Origin of the sequence: Intrasporangium sp., from assembly GCF_035280925.1 — a bacterium.
Lineage (GTDB): Bacteria > Actinomycetota > Actinomycetes > Actinomycetales > Dermatophilaceae > Intrasporangium.
In genome coordinates, this window is sequence record NZ_DATEEY010000126.1 from 38,740 (window position 1) to 54,362 (window position 15,623).

Sequence of the window (15,623 nt, forward strand, 5' to 3'; positions counted from 1 at the left end):
GTGGGGACGTTCTCGCGTCACGACAAGGGGTGGGCTCCGCCGGGCGGGGCACCAGCAAGCAGTGAGAGGGCACAGGATGGCAACCGACTACGACGCGCCACGCAAGACAGACGACGACCTGAGCGAGGATTCGATCGAGGAGCTCAAGTCGCGTCGTGTCGACAAGAGCTCGTCCAGTGTGGACGTCGACGAGACCGAGCAGGCCGAGGGGTTCGAGCTGCCCGGTGCGGATCTCTCCGGTGAGGAGCTGTCCGTGCGGGTGCTGCCGAAGCAGGCCGACGAGTTCACCTGCTCCCGGTGCTTCCTCGTGCACCACCGGAGCCAGCTCGCCAAGGAGACGAACGGGATGATGATCTGCACGGAGTGTGCGGCCTGAGCGCCGCCTCGCAGAGGCAGGTCGAGTCCGAGCTCGAGCAGATAGGGTCGGTCCACGTGACCGACCCTCGTGCTGCCACCGTCGAATCGGTCGACGTCGCCCTGCGCCGGCTCGATCCGGACCTCCCGTTGCCGACCTATGCCCACCCGGGTGACGCCGGGGCCGACCTCGTGTCACGGGTCGACGTCCTCATCCGCCCCGGGGAGCGCGTGCTCGTGCCCACCGGCATCGCCATCGCGCTGCCCCCGGGCCATGCGGGATTCGTGCATCCGCGATCCGGGCTGGCAGCGCGCCACGGCATCTCGATCGTCAACGCGCCCGGCACCATCGACGAGGGCTATCGCGGGGAGATTCTCGTCAACCTGGTGAACCTGGATCGGAGCGAGGACTTCGTCGTGCACCGCGGGGACCGCATCGCCCAGCTCATCGTGCAGCCGGTGGCTCGAGCGCGGTTCGTTGCGGTGGATTCGCTCGACGCGACCGTCCGGGGGGACACTGGACACGGGTCGACCGGCGGCTTCGGGGCAGCGCGACCGCCGAGCGCCTGACTGGACCTGACAGCATGCACCGGGCCCGCAACCGGTGGCCCCACCATTCCCCGGGTACGCCGGGCCGGGCGCTGGTCGCCCGAGGTGGTCCGCCCGGCCCCCTCGACAGTTGTAGACAGAAGGACGGATTCACGTGGGACTCTTCAGCCGCCGCAAGTCGGCCCGTGACGAGCAGGCAGCCCCTGAGGCGGACTTCGACGACCTGGGTGACGAGGTTCGGGTCGACTCGGAGGAGGACCTCGGAGGCCCGGAGCTGGGTGCGGAAGGGGGCGTTGCCGCGGTCGACGGGACCACTGGTCCCTTCGACCGGTCCGCCGTCACGGACGACAGCGAGTACCTCAACCTCGGGGCGCTCTGGCTCAAGGGGAAGCCGGGCATGGAGCTGAGACTCGAGGTGAACGAGCAGGAGCAGCAGATCACGGGAGTCACGGCACTGCTCGGCGAGTCCGCCGTGCAGCTGCAGGCCTTCGCGGCGCCGAAGAGCGAGGGTGTCTGGATCGACATCCGCAACGAGATCGGCAAGAGCATCACGGATGCCGGTGGCACGTCAGAGGTCCGCACCGGTGAGTTCGGTGAGGAGCTGCTGACGCGGATGCCCCAGAAGGGCCCCGATGGGCGCACCGTGTTCATGCCTGCGCGGTTCATCGGCTTCGACGGGCCGCGATGGTTCCTCCGCGCCGTGGTGAGCGGCCGAGCGGCCATCGACGATGGTGCCGCCGCAGACGTGCACGACCTCATCCGGACGGCCGTCATCGACCGGGGCGACGAGGCCCGACCGCCGCGTGAGCTGCTGGCCCTGCGGCTCCCCGACACCACGCCGCAGCCCACCGCCTCGCAGCCGCCCGAGCAGCCCGACGAGCCGGGGACCGAGGACCAGCGGCGGCTCGACGACCTCAAGCCGTTCGAGCGCGGCCCCGAGATCACCGAGGTCCGGTGATCCGCTTGACCTCGGGCTCGCCACACCGCCGCGCAGACCTCGATGACGCCTGACACCGGACGTCGCCTCCGCCGCTTCGCGGAGCGGCTACGCCGCGACCATTCCGAGGCCGGCGGGCCCGTCCACTCGGATCGGGACGCCGCCGGGGGGCACGTCGTCCCGATCCGGGAGGCGCGGCCGAGAGCACGGGTGACCGTCGTCGGCGAGGTGCGGACCATGTCCCTGCGCCCTCGGGCCGACGTGCCGGCACTGGACGTCGAGCTGTGGGACGGCGCCGACGCCCTGCACCTGGTGTGGTTGGGCCGGCGCAGCATCCCGGGGATCGCGCCGGGCATCCACCTCCGGGCGACCGGACGGGTTACCCTCCAGCGACGTACCGTCACCATCTTCAACCCGGCCTATGAGGTCATCGGGAGAGTGGGGGAGACCCTTGGCTGAGCACGTTGACGGCGCTCCCGTCGGCGGCGCCGTGGCACGGTCCGAGGCGGACCTCCGCCGGTACCCGACCGTCGAGGAGCTGCTCCGGGTCAAGCTGTCGGAAGCGATCGGCGGATGGCGAGGGGCCGTCGAGTCCGCCATCCCGACCCTCGCCTTCGCCCTGACCTGGTCGTTCACCCAGGACCTGAAGGTGTCGCTGCTCGCGGCCGGCGCCATGGTCCTGGTCCCGCTCGCGCTCCGGATCCTGCAGCGACAGGATCCACGGTTCATCGCCTACGCCGCGGTCGGCGTCGGGATCTCCGCCTTCTTCGCCCTCCGGTCCGGGCAGGCGGAGGACGCGTTCCTGCCCGGCATGCTGCAGAACGCCGGCCTGCTCGTCCTCCTCCTCGCCACCAACCTGGCCCGGTGGCCGCTGTTCGGCTTCGTCGTCGCGGTGGCCGAGCCGGAGGCCTTCGCGGAGGATCCGGCGTGGTGGCACAAGCACCCGGGGATCATCACGGTGGCGATGCGTCTCGCGTGGGTCCTCATCGCGCTCAACGTGCTCCGACTCGCGGTCATGGTGCCGCTCTATCTCGCCGAGCAGGTGGCGGCTCTCGGCGTGGCCAAGGTCGTCCTCGGGTGGCCGGCCTACCTCGTCGCGATCACGGTCATGGGTGCCATCCTGCTGCGCGGGCACACGCCGATCGACCCCAGGCGCTCCGGCACCATGGCGCCGGAGTCCGCCGGCGAGGACTGACGCTCAGCGGTCGACCCCGACGTCGTTGAGGCGGGAGCGCGGGGCGACGAGCTGCTGCAGATGCGGCTCCTGCTCGGCGGTCGTGATGAAGAGCAGCTCGTCCCCGACCTCCATCGCGTCGTCCCGGGTCGGGGCGATTGGCCGCTCGTCACGGATGATCGCGACGAGGACCGTGTCCGTGGGCCAGGCGATGTCCCCGACGCGTCGGCCCGCGAACGGGCTGCCGTCCGGCAGGGTGATCTCGACCATCGAGGCCCGGCCCTGCTGGAACTCGAAGATCCGGACCAGGTCCCCGATGCTGACGGCCTCCTCGATCAGAGCGGTCATGAGCCGCGGAGTCGACACAGCGACGTCGACGCCCCAGGACTCGTCGAACATCCACTCGTTCTTCGGATTGTTGACTCGCGCGACGGTGCGGGGGACGCCGAACTCCGTCTTGGCCAGCAAGGACAGGACGAGGTTCGCCTTGTCGTCCCCGGTGGCGGCCACGACGACGTCGGACTCCTCGAGGCGAGCCTCCTCCAGGGCACTGAGCTCGCAGGCGTCGGCCAGGAGCCACGACGCCTCCGGTACGCGGGACGCCTGGACGTCGTCGGCATCCTTGTCGATGAGCAGCACCTGGTGGCCGTTGGCGAGCAGCTCGCGGGCGATCGAGCGCCCCACGCTGCCTGCTCCTGCGATGACGACGCGCATGTGATGATCTCTCCTCAACGGAAGCCGAGCCCTGCACCAACCTACGTCCGCGAGGACGAGGGCGCGCGGACGATGGTCAATGGAGCACGGGTGGCTGGTCGCAGATGCGCTCGACACGCGCCAGCTCGTCTCGCCTGAGCGCCAGGTGGACGAGGTCGCCCTGCTGGACCATGGTGTCGGGCCGGGGCAGCGCGCCTTGGCCCAGACGGGTGATGTAGGCGACCCGCGCGCCGGTCCTGGCCTCGACATCGGTCAGGGACCGACCGATCCACTCCTCGGCCAGGGGGACCTCGGCGATGACGACCTGGCCGCTCGGGTCCGTCAGCTCCGGCATGGCGCCCGAGGGCAGCAGACGCTGGATCATCTGGTCCGCTGTCCATTTCACGGTGGCCACGGTCGGGATCCCGAGGCGCTGGTAGACCGCGGCCCGCTGGGGGTCGTAGATGCGGGCGGCGACGTGCTCGACGCCGAACGTCTCACGCGCGACGCGCGCCGCGAGGATGTTCGAGTTGTCGCCGCTGCTCACGGCGGCGAACGCGTAGGCACCCTTGATGCCCGCAGCGACGAGGGTGTCCCGGTCGAAGCCGATGCCCGTGACCGTCTGCCCCTCGAACGAGGTGCCGAGCCGCCGGAAGGCTGATGCGTCCTGGTCGATGATGGCGACGTCGTGGCCGTGTGAGCCGAGCATACGAGCCAAGGTCGAGCCGACTCGGCCGCAACCCATGATGACGAAGTGCACGATCGCGACGCTACACCCCGCCACGGGCCCCGGCGTGCGTGCGGACGGTCGCCACCGCAGCGGCATACAGTGTCCTCCGTGCCGGGAACTGGTTCGCTCTGGAAGCGCGTCATCATCGGTCGCGCCATGCGCAGCGACAGGCTCGGCGAGACGCTGCTGCCCAAGCGCATCGCGCTCCCGGTCTTCGCGAGCGACGCCCTGTCGTCAGTCGCCTACGCGCCCGACGAGATCATGCTCATGCTCGGCCTCGCCGGCGGCGCCTTCGCGATGACGCACAGCTGGCAGGTGACGCTCGCGGTCATCCTCGTCATGGTGGTCGTCGTCGCGTCCTACCGGCAGAACGTCCACGCCTACCCGTCCGGTGGCGGCGACTACGAGATCGCCAACGTCAACCTCGGGCCCAGGGCCGGACTCACGGTGGCCAGCGCGCTGCTCGTCGACTACGTCCTCACCGTGGCGGTATCGGTCTCGTCCGGGATCCAGAACGCCGGGACGGTGCTGCCCTTCGTGCGCGGCAACGAGGTGGCGCTCGCAGTCGGCGTGATTGCCCTGATCACCGCGCTGAACCTGCGTGGCGTTCGCGAGTCGGGAACGGCGTTCGCGGTGCCGACCTACCTGTTCATGGTCGCCATCCTCGGCATGGGCGCCTACGGCTTCGTCCAGCACTTCACCGGCACGCTCTCGCCGTCTGAGAGCGCCGACCTGACCCTCCTGCCGGAAGCGGGGACCGACGCGGTCACGGGCCTCGCGGCCGCGTTCCTCCTGCTCCGGGCCTTCTCCTCCGGGTGCGCCGCCCTCACTGGCGTCGAGGCGATCTCCAACGGGGTGCCCGCCTTCCGGAAGCCGAAGAGCCGCAACGCCGCCACGACCCTGCTGCTCATGGGGGTCCTGTCCGTGACGATGCTCGCCTCGATCGTGACGCTGAGCCAGTGGACCGGGGTCAAGATCGCCGACGATCCGGCCACGCAGCTGGTGCGTGACGGCAGGCCGGTGGGAGAGGACTACGTCCAGCACACCGCGATCGGGCAGCTGTCGGAGGCGGTCTTCGCCGACTTCGACCTCGGCGTCGTCTTCGTCTCGGTCGTCACCGGCCTGATCCTCTTCCTCGCCGCGAACACCGCGTTCAACGGCTTCCCGGTGCTGGGCTCGATCCTCGCCAGGGACGGCTACCTGCCCCGCCAGCTGCACACCCGGGGCGACCGGCTCGCCTTCTCCAACGGGATCCTCATCCTCGCCGCTGCGGCGATGTTCCTGGTCGTGGTCTTCCGGGCCAACGTCAACGCGCTCCTGCAGCTCTACATCGTCGGCGTCTTCGTGTCCTTCACGACGAGCCAGACCGGCATGGTGCGGCACTGGACCCGTCACCTGCGCCTCGAGCGGGACGAAGCCGCGCGTCGCCGGATGCAGCGCTCGCGGGTCGTCAACGGGCTCGGCGCCGTGATGTGCGCACTGGTCCTGCTCGTCGTGCTCATCACGAAGTTCCAGGCCGGCGCTCGCTACGCCATCCTCGCGATGGCCGTGCTGTTCGCACTCATGCTGGGCATCAGGAAGCACTACGAGCGGGTCAGCCAAGAGCTCGCCATCGACTGGGAGTCCGAGAAGCCCCTGCTGCCCAGCCACGTCCACGCCATCGTGTGCATCTCGAAGGTCCACAAGCCGACCATGCGCGCGCTGTCCTATGCGCGAGCGAGCCGGCCGTCGGTCCTCGAGGCGGTCACCGTCGATGTCGATCCGGAGGAGACCCACGCCCTCGTGAAGGAGTGGGAGAGGCGGCAGATCCCGGTGACCCTCAAGGTGCTGGCCTCGCCCTACCGGTCGATCACGAGACCGATCCTCGACTACGTGCGCTCGATCCGGACCGGCAACCCGCGGGACCTCGTCACGGTCTACCTGCCGGAGTACGTCCTCGGCCGGTGGTGGGAGCAGGTCCTCCACAACCACAGCGCGCTGCGCCTCAAGGCGCGGCTGCTGTTCACGTCGGGCGTCATGGTGGTCAGCGTGCCGTGGCAGCTCGCCTCCTCGGAGGGCGCCGAGCGCGACTGGTTCGACGAGCCGCCCATTCCCGGCTCGGTCCGGGGCGGCAGCGGGTGAGCCCTCGCACGCCGCGGGAGCGACCCCCCGGTCGCCCCAGCCTCGTCGGGGTGGAGTGGACGCTCGACGTGGGCGCCGTTGCCCACGGTGGTCACTGCGTCGCACGACACGAGGGGCAGGTGGTGTTCGTCCGGCACGCCCTTCCGGGGGAGCGCGTCGTGGCCCGGGTGACCGAGGGCCGCGTCGGTGACCGGTTCGTCCGCGCGGACGCCGTCGAGGTGCTGCGGGCCTCGACGCACCGGGTCCCGGCACCCTGCCACTACGCCGCAGAACGCGTGTGCGGCGGGTGCGACTTCCAGCACGCCTCGCTCGCCCACCAACGCGAGCTCAAGGCGGCCGTCGTGCGCGAGCAGTTCGCCCGACTCGCCGGCACCGAGCTCGAGGTCGAGGTCCGTCCCGTCCCGGGCGACCGCGACGGGCTGCGCTGGCGCACGCGCGTGGAGTTCGCCGTCAACCGTGCGGGCCGGGCCGGGCTCCACGGTCACCGCTCGGCCCGGATCGTCCCGGTCGACGACTGCCTCATCGCGACCGAGGCGGTCGTGGGCTCCGGCGTGCTGGACACCGACTGGCAGGGCTGCACCGCCGTCGACGTCATCGATGCAGCCCATCCCGACGAGCCGGTCCTCGTCGCGCTGCCGATCCCGCGCGGAGCGGCCGAGGGCGGCGGTCTCGTGGGCGAGCGCGTCACCGACGGGCCGTGGGAGGGCGAGTACGTCGTGTCCGCGAGGGGCTTCTGGCAGGTCCACCCCGGCGCCGCAACAACGTTCCTGTCCCGGGTCGTCGCGCTCCTCGAGCCGACGACCGGCGAGCGCGTCCTCGACCTCTACGCCGGCTCGGGCCTGTTCACCATGCGCCTCGGCGAGCTCGTGTCACCCGGTGGTTTCGTCCTCGCGGTGGAGGGCGAGGCGCTCGCCGTCTCCAACGGCCTGCTCAACACCGACGGGCAGGACAACGTCGAGTGGCGGACCGGTCGCGTGGATCATGAGCTGGGCTCCCTCGTCTCGCAAGGGATCACGGCGGACCTCGTGGTGCTGGACCCACCCCGGACGGGCGCGGGTCCAGGTGTCATCGGGCACGTGGCCGCCCTGCGTCCCCGACGTGTCGTCTATGTCGCGTGTGATCCGGCCGCCCTGGCACGGGACGTCAAGGCGGCCGTGGACCACGGGTTCCGGCTCACGCACCTGGAGGCCTGGGATGCCTTCCCGATGACCCATCACGTCGAGTGCATCGCGGTGCTCGAACCCGCTCGCTGAGGATCGGCCGGGCTTGCGGCCTGCCGGGCTGGGTGGGATGGGTATGGGGGGAGCGAGCCCAGCGGCATACGCCTGCCCCTCCCTTGGTCGCGTGGGCGACCCGGGCTGACAATGGTGGGGGCGTGTGGTTAGATATCTTGATATCAAGATAAATGGTCGATCGCGACATCCAACTTCAGTTGCTGGAAGGAGCCCGCTGTGGGCAGTATTGACAGCTTCAAGGCCAAGGGGACCCTCGAGGTAGGCGGCCAGTCGTACGAGATCTACCGCCTCGCCCAGGTCGAGGGTCACGAAACCCTCCCGTACAGCCTCAAGGTCCTCCTCGAGAACCTGCTGCGGACCGAGGACGGGGCGAACATCACGGCTGACCACATCCGTGCCCTGGGCAGCTGGGACGCCGACGCCGAGCCCGACACGGAGATCCAGTTCACTCCCGCCCGCGTCATCATGCAGGACTTCACCGGCGTGCCGTGCGTCGTCGACCTGGCGACGATGCGCGAGGCCGTCGCGGATCTCGGCGGTGACCCCGCCAAGGTCAACCCCCTCGCACCCGCCGAGCTGGTCATCGACCACTCGGTGATCATCGACGTCTTCGGCCGCCCCGACGCCTTCGAGCGGAACGTCGAGATCGAGTACCAGCGCAACCACGAGCGCTACCAGTTCCTCCGCTGGGGCCAGACCGCGTTCGACGACTTCAAGGTCGTCCCGCCCGGCACCGGCATCGTCCACCAGGTCAACATCGAGCACCTGGCGCGCGTCGTCATGACCCGGGAGGCGGATGGTGCTCGGGTCGCCTACCCCGACACGTGCGTCGGCACCGACTCGCACACGACGATGGTCAACGGCCTCGGCGTCCTCGGCTGGGGCGTCGGCGGCATCGAGGCCGAGGCGGCCATGCTCGGCCAGCCGGTGTCGATGCTCATCCCGCGGGTCGTCGGCTTCAGGCTCACGGGGTCGATCCCGCCCGGCGCGACCGCCACCGACGTCGTGCTGACCATCACCGAGATGTTGCGCGACCACGGGGTCGTCGGCAAGTTCGTCGAGTTCTACGGCGAGGGCGTGGCCCAGGTCCCGCTCGCCAACCGGGCGACCATCGGCAACATGAGCCCGGAGTTCGGGTCCACCTGCGCGATCTTCCCGATCGACCAGGTCACGCTCGACTACCTGCGCCTGACGGGCCGCTCCGACGAGCAGGTGGCGCTCGTCGAGGCATACGCCAAGGAGCAGGGCATGTGGCTCGAGCCGGGCACGGAGGCCCGCTACTCCGAGTACATCGAGCTCGACCTCTCCACGGTGGTCCCCTCCATCGCCGGGCCGAAGCGCCCGCAGGACCGCATCGAGCTGAGCCGCTCCAAGGAACAGTTCCGCAACGACTTGAAGAACTACGTCGTCAACGGCAACAGCATCGAGAAGAGCAGCGTCGACCAGGAGCTGATCGGCACCTTCCCCGCGTCCGACTCGCCCTCACACGACGCACGCGAGGAGTCCCAGACCGCCGGCCGCCCCGTCCACTCGCCGGCCGCTCCGGCCGGACTGGCCCGGGCGAGCCACCCGACCACCGTCACCCTCGACGGTGCCGAGCAGACGATCGACCACGGCCACGTCGCGATCGCCTCGATCACGAGCTGCACCAACACGTCCAACCCCTCGGTCATGATGGCCGCCGCGATGCTGGCCAAGAACGCGGTCGAGAAGGAGCTCACGGTCGCCCCGTGGGTCAAGACCTCGATGGCGCCGGGCTCCAAGGTGGTCAGTGGCTACTACGACAAGGCGGGCATGTGGCCCTACCTCGAGAAGCTCGGCTTCCACCTCGTCGGCTACGGCTGCACCACGTGCATCGGCAACTCCGGTCCGATCATCGAGGAGGTCTCCCAGGCGGTCAATGACAGCGACCTCGCCGTCACGTCGGTCCTCTCCGGCAACCGCAACTTCGAGGGTCGGATCAACCCGGACGTCAAGATGAACTACCTCGCGAGCCCACCGCTTGTCATCGCCTACGCGCTGGCCGGCACGATGGACTTCGACTTCGAGGCCGAACCCCTTGGCCAGGACGGGGACGGCAACGACGTCTACCTCAGGGACATCTGGCCGGCTCCCGAGGACGTCGAGCGGACCATCGCCGAGTCGATCAGCAAGGAGATGTTCACCGAGGACTACGCGGACGTCTTCGCAGGGGACGATCGCTGGCGCTCGCTCCCGACGCCGGAGGGCGACACGTTCGCCTGGAGCGGCGAGTCGACCTATGTGCGCAAGCCGCCGTACTTCGACGGCATGACCGCCGAGCCGGCCCCCGTCGCCGACATCGAGGGTGCGCGGGTGCTGGCCAAGCTCGGTGACTCCGTCACCACGGACCACATCAGCCCGGCCGGGTCGATCAAGGCCGACAGCCCGGCGGGCAGGTACCTCCAGGAGCACGGCATCGAGCGCAAGGACTTCAACTCCTACGGCTCCCGCCGTGGCAACCACGAGGTCATGATCCGCGGTACGTTCGCCAACATCCGCCTCAAGAACCTGCTCCTCGACGGGGTCGAGGGCGGCTTCACCCGCGACTTCACCCAGGGTGGCGAGCAGACGACGATCTACGACGCGTCGCAGGCCTACCAGGCTGCCGGAGTCCCGCTCGTGATCCTCGCCGGCAAGGAGTACGGCTCCGGGTCGTCGCGCGACTGGGCGGCCAAGGGCACCAGCCTGCTCGGCGTCACGGCAGTCATCGCCGAGAGCTACGAGCGGATCCACCGCAGCAACCTCATCGGCATGGGCGTGATCCCGCTCCAGTTCCCGCAGGGCGAGAACGCCGAGTCGCTCGGACTGACCGGCACCGAGACGTTCTCGATCTCCGGCATCACCGAGCTGAACGAGGGCCGCACCCCCCGGACGGTCCACGTCGTGGCGACCGCCGAGGACGGCGAGGCGTTGGAGTTCGACGCGGTCGTTCGCATCGACACGCCCGGTGAGGCGGACTACTACCGAAACGGCGGCATCCTGCAGTACGTCCTCCGCTCGCTCGTCGCCAGCTGAGTCCCCACCAGTCGAGGACGAGGGCCCCGGATGCCGCCGAGTGCGGCACGCGGGGCCCTCGCCCTTTCCGGCCCGGTGGGGTGACCCTGCCGCCAACCCCAGGCGTGCACAATGACCGCATGGCAGCACACACTCCGCCCGGCTGGCCCGAAGGGGTGCCCCCGGCCCACACGCCCGGGTGGGAGGACCGGGCCGTGCTGTGGCTGCTCGACCAGTGCCCGCCCGACTACCGGTCCTACACGGGCTGGCGCAAGCACCCGGTCGCGCTCGCCTGGCTCGCCGGACGCCACCTCGAGGGCCAGGTCGCCGCGATGCGCGACGCCTGGCGAGAGGCTCGGGTCGCCATCGGCCCGCATGTGCCGGCGGAGGCGCTCGACGAGATCCTGGTCCAGATCGAGGCCGAGGGCATCCGGCTGCTCGCCGCATCGCGGTCAGCACGCCTGCTCCACGAGGCCCTCCAGGGCAAGGTCTTCGCACCTCGCCTCTGAGCCGCTCGCTCACGAGGTGCGGGAGGGCACGGACCGCAGCGACGTGCGTGAGGAGCTCAGCGGCATACGGCATGCTCGTGTGTGCCTCATGTGGGCCTCGTGTGCGCCTCGTGTGTACCCGGTGCGGAAACCGTGCGGGCGGGACCACGGCTTTCGGGCGCCGGCCGGTCACGGCTTAGACTCGATCGACCCATCCCAACGAGAGGACCTGGCCAGCGTGAGCCTGCTCGACCAGATCGAGAGCCCAGCGGACCTGAAGGCGCTACCGGCAGCCGACCTGCCGGCGCTCGCCGAGGAGATCCGCACCTTCCTCGTCACGGAGGTGTGCAAGACCGGTGGGCACCTCGGCCCCAACCTCGGCGTCGTGGAGCTCACCATCGCGCTGCACCGCGTCTTCGACTCGCCCCGGGACACGTTCGTCTTCGACACGGGCCACCAGTCCTACGTGCACAAGCTGCTGACCGGTCGGCACGACTTCAGCAGGCTCAAGAAGCAGGGCGGCCTGTCCGGGTACCCGAACCGGGCCGAGTCCGAGCACGACGTCGTCGAGAACTCCCACGCGTCCACCGCCCTGTCCTGGGCCGACGGCATCGCCAAGGGTCGCCGACTGCGCGGCGAGAGCGGTCGTCACACGGTCGCCGTCATCGGTGACGGCGCCCTCACCGGTGGGATGGCCTGGGAGGCGATCAACAACATCGCGGTCGACAGGGACCTGCCGGTCGTCATCGTCGTCAACGACAACGAGCGCTCCTACGCCCCGACCATCGGCGGGCTCGCCGAGCACCTGGCGACGCTGCGCACGACCCAGGGCTACGAGCGGTTCCTCGACTGGGGCAAGCGCTCCCTCGTGCGCACGCCCGTTGTCGGTGGTGCGATGTTCGAGACGCTCCACGGCGTCAAGAAGGGGATCAAGGACATCGTCGCTCCGCAGGGGATGTTCGAGGACCTCGGGCTCAAGTACTACGGTCCGGTCGACGGGCACGACGAGCTGGCCCTCGAGAAGGCCCTGCGGCAGGCCAAGGAGTTCGGCGGGCCGGTCATCGTCCACGTCATCACCCAGAAGGGCCGTGGCTACCAGCCCGCCCTCGACGACGACGCCGACCACATGCACGGCATCGGGAAGGTCAACCCCGAGACCGGGCTCCCCTTCGAGGTGTCCGGGCGGATCTGGACTGACGAGTTCAACGAGGAGATGGTCCGGATCGGGGCCGAGCGGCCCGACGTCGTGGCGATCACCGCGGCGATGCTCATCCCGGTGGGGCTCGACGGGTTTGCCGCCGCCCACCCCGACCGCGTCTTCGACGTCGGCATCGCCGAGCAGCACGCCGTGACCATGGCCTCGGGACTGGCCTTCGCGGGGCTGCACCCGGTCGTCGCGGTCTACGCGACCTTCCTCAACCGGGCCTTCGACCAGGTGCTCATGGACTGCGCGCTCCACCGGGCGGGTGTGACGTTCATCCTCGACCGCGCCGGCGTCACCGGCAGCGACGGACCCTCCCACAACGGGATGTGGGACATGACCCTGACCTCGATCGTGCCCGGCCTGCGCCTCGCCGCGCCCCGTGACGGCGAGCAGGTCAAGCTGCAGCTGCGCGAGGCGCTCGACGTGTCCGACGCACCGACCGTGCTGCGGTTCCCCAAGGGCGACGTGGCCGAGCCGTTGGCGGCCGTGCGATCCGTGGACGGCATCGACGTCCTGCACGAGACCGGGGACGGCGAGGTCGAGCTCCTCGTCGTCGGGGTGGGGGCGTTCGCCGGGATGTCGGTCGAGGTGGGGGAGAAGCTCGCGGCGCAGGGCCACAGCGCGCGTGTCGTGGACCCGCGCTGGGTGCTTCCGGTCAGTCCGGCCCTCGTCGAGCTGGCCCGGTCCGCCGGTGCGGTTGCGGTGCTCGAGGACAACCTCGCCAGCGGGGGCATCGGCTCTGCCGTCACGTTCGCGTTGCGCGAAGCGGGAGTCGACGTGCCGGTCCACACGTTCGGCATCCCGAAGCGCTTCCTCGCACACGCGTCGCGCCCCCAGCTCCTCGAGGAGCTCGGCCTGACGGCCGACACGGTCGTGGCCGGCCTCGCGCCCCGGCTCACCCAGCGCTGACCATCGGGTCGGATGCCATTTTCGGCGTATGCCGCTGGGCTCGCTCGCGTGCGTCCGTACCTCACCGCCGGCGCTGGCTCCCGTGTCGACTGGACACATGCGATCTGGACCTTTGTGGTGGGTGAGCCCACGAAGCCGGATGGCGCGCTCAACTACTTTCGCCGGGAACGGCTGGGTGACAAACGATCTCGCGACGACCAGGGAAGCGAGCACCCGCCAGAGGTGGAGGACGATGGTGTCCAAGCGTTGGAGTGTCGTGCTGGCAGGAGCACTGCTCAGCATGTCGGTGGCGGCCTGTGGCACACCCGGTGAGCCCGGCGCCCCGGCTGACCAGGGCACGGCGGGGGCAGGCGACGCGGCGTCAGGGGCCCCGGTCAAGGTCGGCCTCGTCTACTCGAAGTCCGGTCCGCTCGCGACCTACGGCGAGCAGTACCGCCAGGGCTTTGCGGCCGGTCTCGACTACGCGACCAAGGGCACGGGCGCGGTCAACGGCCACAAGATCGAGATCACGGAGCAGGACGACGCCGGTGACCCGGCGAAGGCCGTCGCCTCCGCGACCGACCTCATCGGCCAGGGCCACAAGATCATCGCCGGCTCGACCTCGTCGGGTGTCGCCCTGCAGGTCGCGCCGCTCGCCGCGGACAACAAGATCCTCTTCGTCTCCGGGCCGGCGGCCGTCGACGCCGTGACCGGTGTGAACAAGTACACCTTCCGGTCGGGTCGACAGACCTTCCAGGACGTCGCCACGGCCGGCTCCATGCTCGGCGACGTGGCGGGCAAGAAGGTCACCGTCCTGGCGCAGGACAGCGCCTTCGGCAAGGCCAACATCGCCGCCGTCACCGCCGTGCTCGGTGGCAAGGGCGCGACGGTCGACTCGGTCGAGGTCCCCGCCGCGGCCACCGACGTGACGCCGTTCGCCACGAAGATCAAGGGTGCGGCTCCGGACCTGCTCTTCGTCGCATGGGCCGGCACGAACGCGGCTGCGATGTGGACGACGCTGGAGCAGCAGGGCGTCTTCGAGTCGACCAAGGTCGTGACGGGGCTCGACATCAAGCCGACCCACGCGATCTTCGGCAAGGCGTCGTCGCAGATCAACTTCCTGTCCCACTTCTTCGACGGGGCAGCCGACAACGCCGCCTACAAGGCACTCGACGAGGGCATGAAGGAGCAGGGCGCCACGGTCGACCTGTTCACCAACGACGGCTTCGTCGCGGCCCAGATGATCGTGCACGCCGTCGAGGCGAGCGACTCGGACGTCGACGCCATGGTGTCCGCCCTGGAGGGCTGGAAGTTCGAGGGGCCGAAGGGCCAGCTCGAGATCCGTGCGGAGGACCACGCGGTCCTGCAGCCGATGTTCACGGCCACGCTCAAGGAGGAGGGCACCAACGTCACGCCCGTTCTCGGCGAGACCCTGGACTCCGCGGCCGTCGCCCCCCCGGTCACGCCGTTCAAGTGACGGCGCCGGTCATCAGCGGGGAGGCCATCGGTTGGAAGATCGGTGGCGCCCAGATCCTCGATGACGTCTCCCTCGACGTCGGGGCCGGTGAGCTGCTCGGCATCATCGGCCCCAACGGGGCGGGCAAGTCCTCGCTGGTCAACATCCTCAGTGGAGTCACCCGCCCGACGACCGGGTCGGTCCGCCTGGGCGGCGATGACGTCACGAAGCGGTCCGCGACGCGTCGGGCTCGGCTGGGGTTGTCGCGGTCGTTCCAGACCTCGGCGCTCTTCGACGGGCTGACCGCCGGCGAGAACGTCCATCTGGCGGTCCAGGCGAGTGGTTCCGCCCCGTTCTCGCCGTTCCGGGTGGCACGGCCGGGACGGGACGGGACAGCGGGGCAGGATGTGGACACCCTCCTGGAGCGGGTCCGGATGCCGGGTAAGGCGACGACCCAGGCGCGGGACCTCTCGCACGGTGACCGCAGGAAGCTGGAGCTCGCCATGGCGCTGGCCTCGGACCCGAAGGTCCTGCTCCTCGACGAGCCCATGGCCGGTGTGTCCGCCGAGGACGTGGACGGACTCAGCGAGATCATCGGCGAGGTCCGCGACTCGGGGGTGGCCGTCGCCATGGTGGAGCACCACATGCACGTCGTCCTCGGGCTCGCGGACCGCGTGGCGGTGCTCCACCATGGACAGCTGCTCGCCTCCGGTTCACCGCGGGAAGTGACCAACGACGAACGCGTGCAACAGGCCTACCTTGGAGAAGCCCTGTGACTG

Annotated in this window: 14 protein-coding genes; 12 read left to right on the top strand and 2 right to left on the bottom strand. The window is 70.0% G+C overall.

The genetic code is table 11. From position 1 onward, the window contains the following. The first annotated feature begins 76 nt into the window (after positions 1–76). The 5 genes from VJN29_RS12110 to VJN29_RS12130 all read left to right on the top strand — a co-directional run bounded on the left by VJN29_RS12110 (position 77) and on the right by VJN29_RS12130 (position 3,035). The gene (locus VJN29_RS12110; RefSeq protein WP_013492762.1) at positions 77–376 is read left to right on the top strand and encodes a DUF4193 domain-containing protein; all 300 of its coding nucleotides are present in this window, start codon (positions 77–79) and stop codon (positions 374–376) included. Between the two features lie 56 nt (positions 377–432). Next, a complete protein-coding gene (gene dut / locus VJN29_RS12115; RefSeq protein ID WP_324143886.1) occupies positions 433–924 on the top strand; it encodes a dUTP diphosphatase in 492 nt (163 codons plus the stop codon). 133 nt (positions 925–1,057) lie between these two features. Further along, positions 1,058–1,861 carry a DUF3710 domain-containing protein gene (locus tag VJN29_RS12120; RefSeq protein WP_324143887.1) on the top strand — a complete coding sequence of 268 codons (804 nt, stop codon included), beginning with the start codon at positions 1,058–1,060 and terminating at the stop codon, positions 1,859–1,861. A gap of 42 nt (positions 1,862–1,903) precedes the next feature. Continuing rightward, a complete protein-coding gene (locus VJN29_RS12125; protein ID WP_324143888.1) occupies positions 1,904–2,299 on the top strand; it encodes an OB-fold nucleic acid binding domain-containing protein in 396 nt (131 codons plus the stop codon). Next, positions 2,292–3,035, top strand: coding sequence for a DUF3159 domain-containing protein (locus VJN29_RS12130; RefSeq protein ID WP_324143889.1), 744 nt, complete (start codon positions 2,292–2,294; stop codon positions 3,033–3,035). Before VJN29_RS12125 ends, VJN29_RS12130 begins: the two co-directional genes overlap by 8 nt. 3 nt (positions 3,036–3,038) lie before the next feature. Here the strand turns inward: VJN29_RS12130 and VJN29_RS12135 are convergent, their stop codons facing one another. Together VJN29_RS12135 and VJN29_RS12140 are read right to left on the bottom strand one after the other, a co-directional pair. Beyond that, positions 3,039–3,728, bottom strand: a complete 690-nt coding sequence (locus VJN29_RS12135; protein ID WP_324143890.1) for a TrkA family potassium uptake protein — start codon at positions 3,726–3,728, stop codon at positions 3,039–3,041. 76 nt (positions 3,729–3,804) lie between these two features. After that, positions 3,805–4,467, bottom strand: a complete 663-nt coding sequence (locus VJN29_RS12140; protein WP_324143891.1) for a TrkA family potassium uptake protein — start codon at positions 4,465–4,467, stop codon at positions 3,805–3,807. A 126-nt stretch (positions 4,468–4,593) separates the two neighbouring features. Here VJN29_RS12140 and VJN29_RS12145 point away from each other — a divergent pair, with 126 nt between their 5' ends. From VJN29_RS12145 to VJN29_RS12175, 7 genes are all read left to right on the top strand, one after another. Continuing rightward, positions 4,594–6,558, top strand: a complete 1,965-nt coding sequence (locus VJN29_RS12145; RefSeq protein WP_324143947.1) for an APC family permease — start codon at positions 4,594–4,596, stop codon at positions 6,556–6,558. Further along, entirely contained in the window at positions 6,555–7,811 is a 1,257-nt protein-coding gene (locus VJN29_RS12150) for a class I SAM-dependent RNA methyltransferase (protein ID WP_414654350.1), read from the top strand. Before VJN29_RS12145 ends, VJN29_RS12150 begins: the two co-directional genes overlap by 4 nt. Positions 7,812–8,009: 198 nt before the next feature. Then, positions 8,010–10,829, top strand: a complete 2,820-nt coding sequence (locus tag VJN29_RS12155) for an aconitate hydratase (RefSeq protein ID WP_324143893.1) — start codon at positions 8,010–8,012, stop codon at positions 10,827–10,829. A gap of 119 nt (positions 10,830–10,948) precedes the next feature. After that, entirely contained in the window at positions 10,949–11,317 is a 369-nt protein-coding gene (locus tag VJN29_RS12160) for a hypothetical protein (protein WP_324143894.1), read from the top strand. A gap of 217 nt (positions 11,318–11,534) precedes the next feature. Then, positions 11,535–13,409, top strand: a complete 1,875-nt coding sequence (gene dxs, locus VJN29_RS12165) for a 1-deoxy-D-xylulose-5-phosphate synthase (RefSeq protein WP_324143895.1) — start codon at positions 11,535–11,537, stop codon at positions 13,407–13,409. Between the two features lie 232 nt (positions 13,410–13,641). Beyond that, on the top strand, positions 13,642–14,865 hold the full coding sequence (locus tag VJN29_RS12170; RefSeq protein WP_324143896.1) for a substrate-binding domain-containing protein: 1,224 nt from the start codon (positions 13,642–13,644) through the stop codon (positions 14,863–14,865). Beyond that, positions 14,862–15,620, top strand: coding sequence for an ABC transporter ATP-binding protein (locus VJN29_RS12175; RefSeq protein ID WP_324143897.1), 759 nt, complete (start codon positions 14,862–14,864; stop codon positions 15,618–15,620). The genes VJN29_RS12170 and VJN29_RS12175 overlap by 4 nt, the downstream gene beginning before the upstream one ends. Positions 15,621–15,623 lie beyond the last annotated feature (3 nt).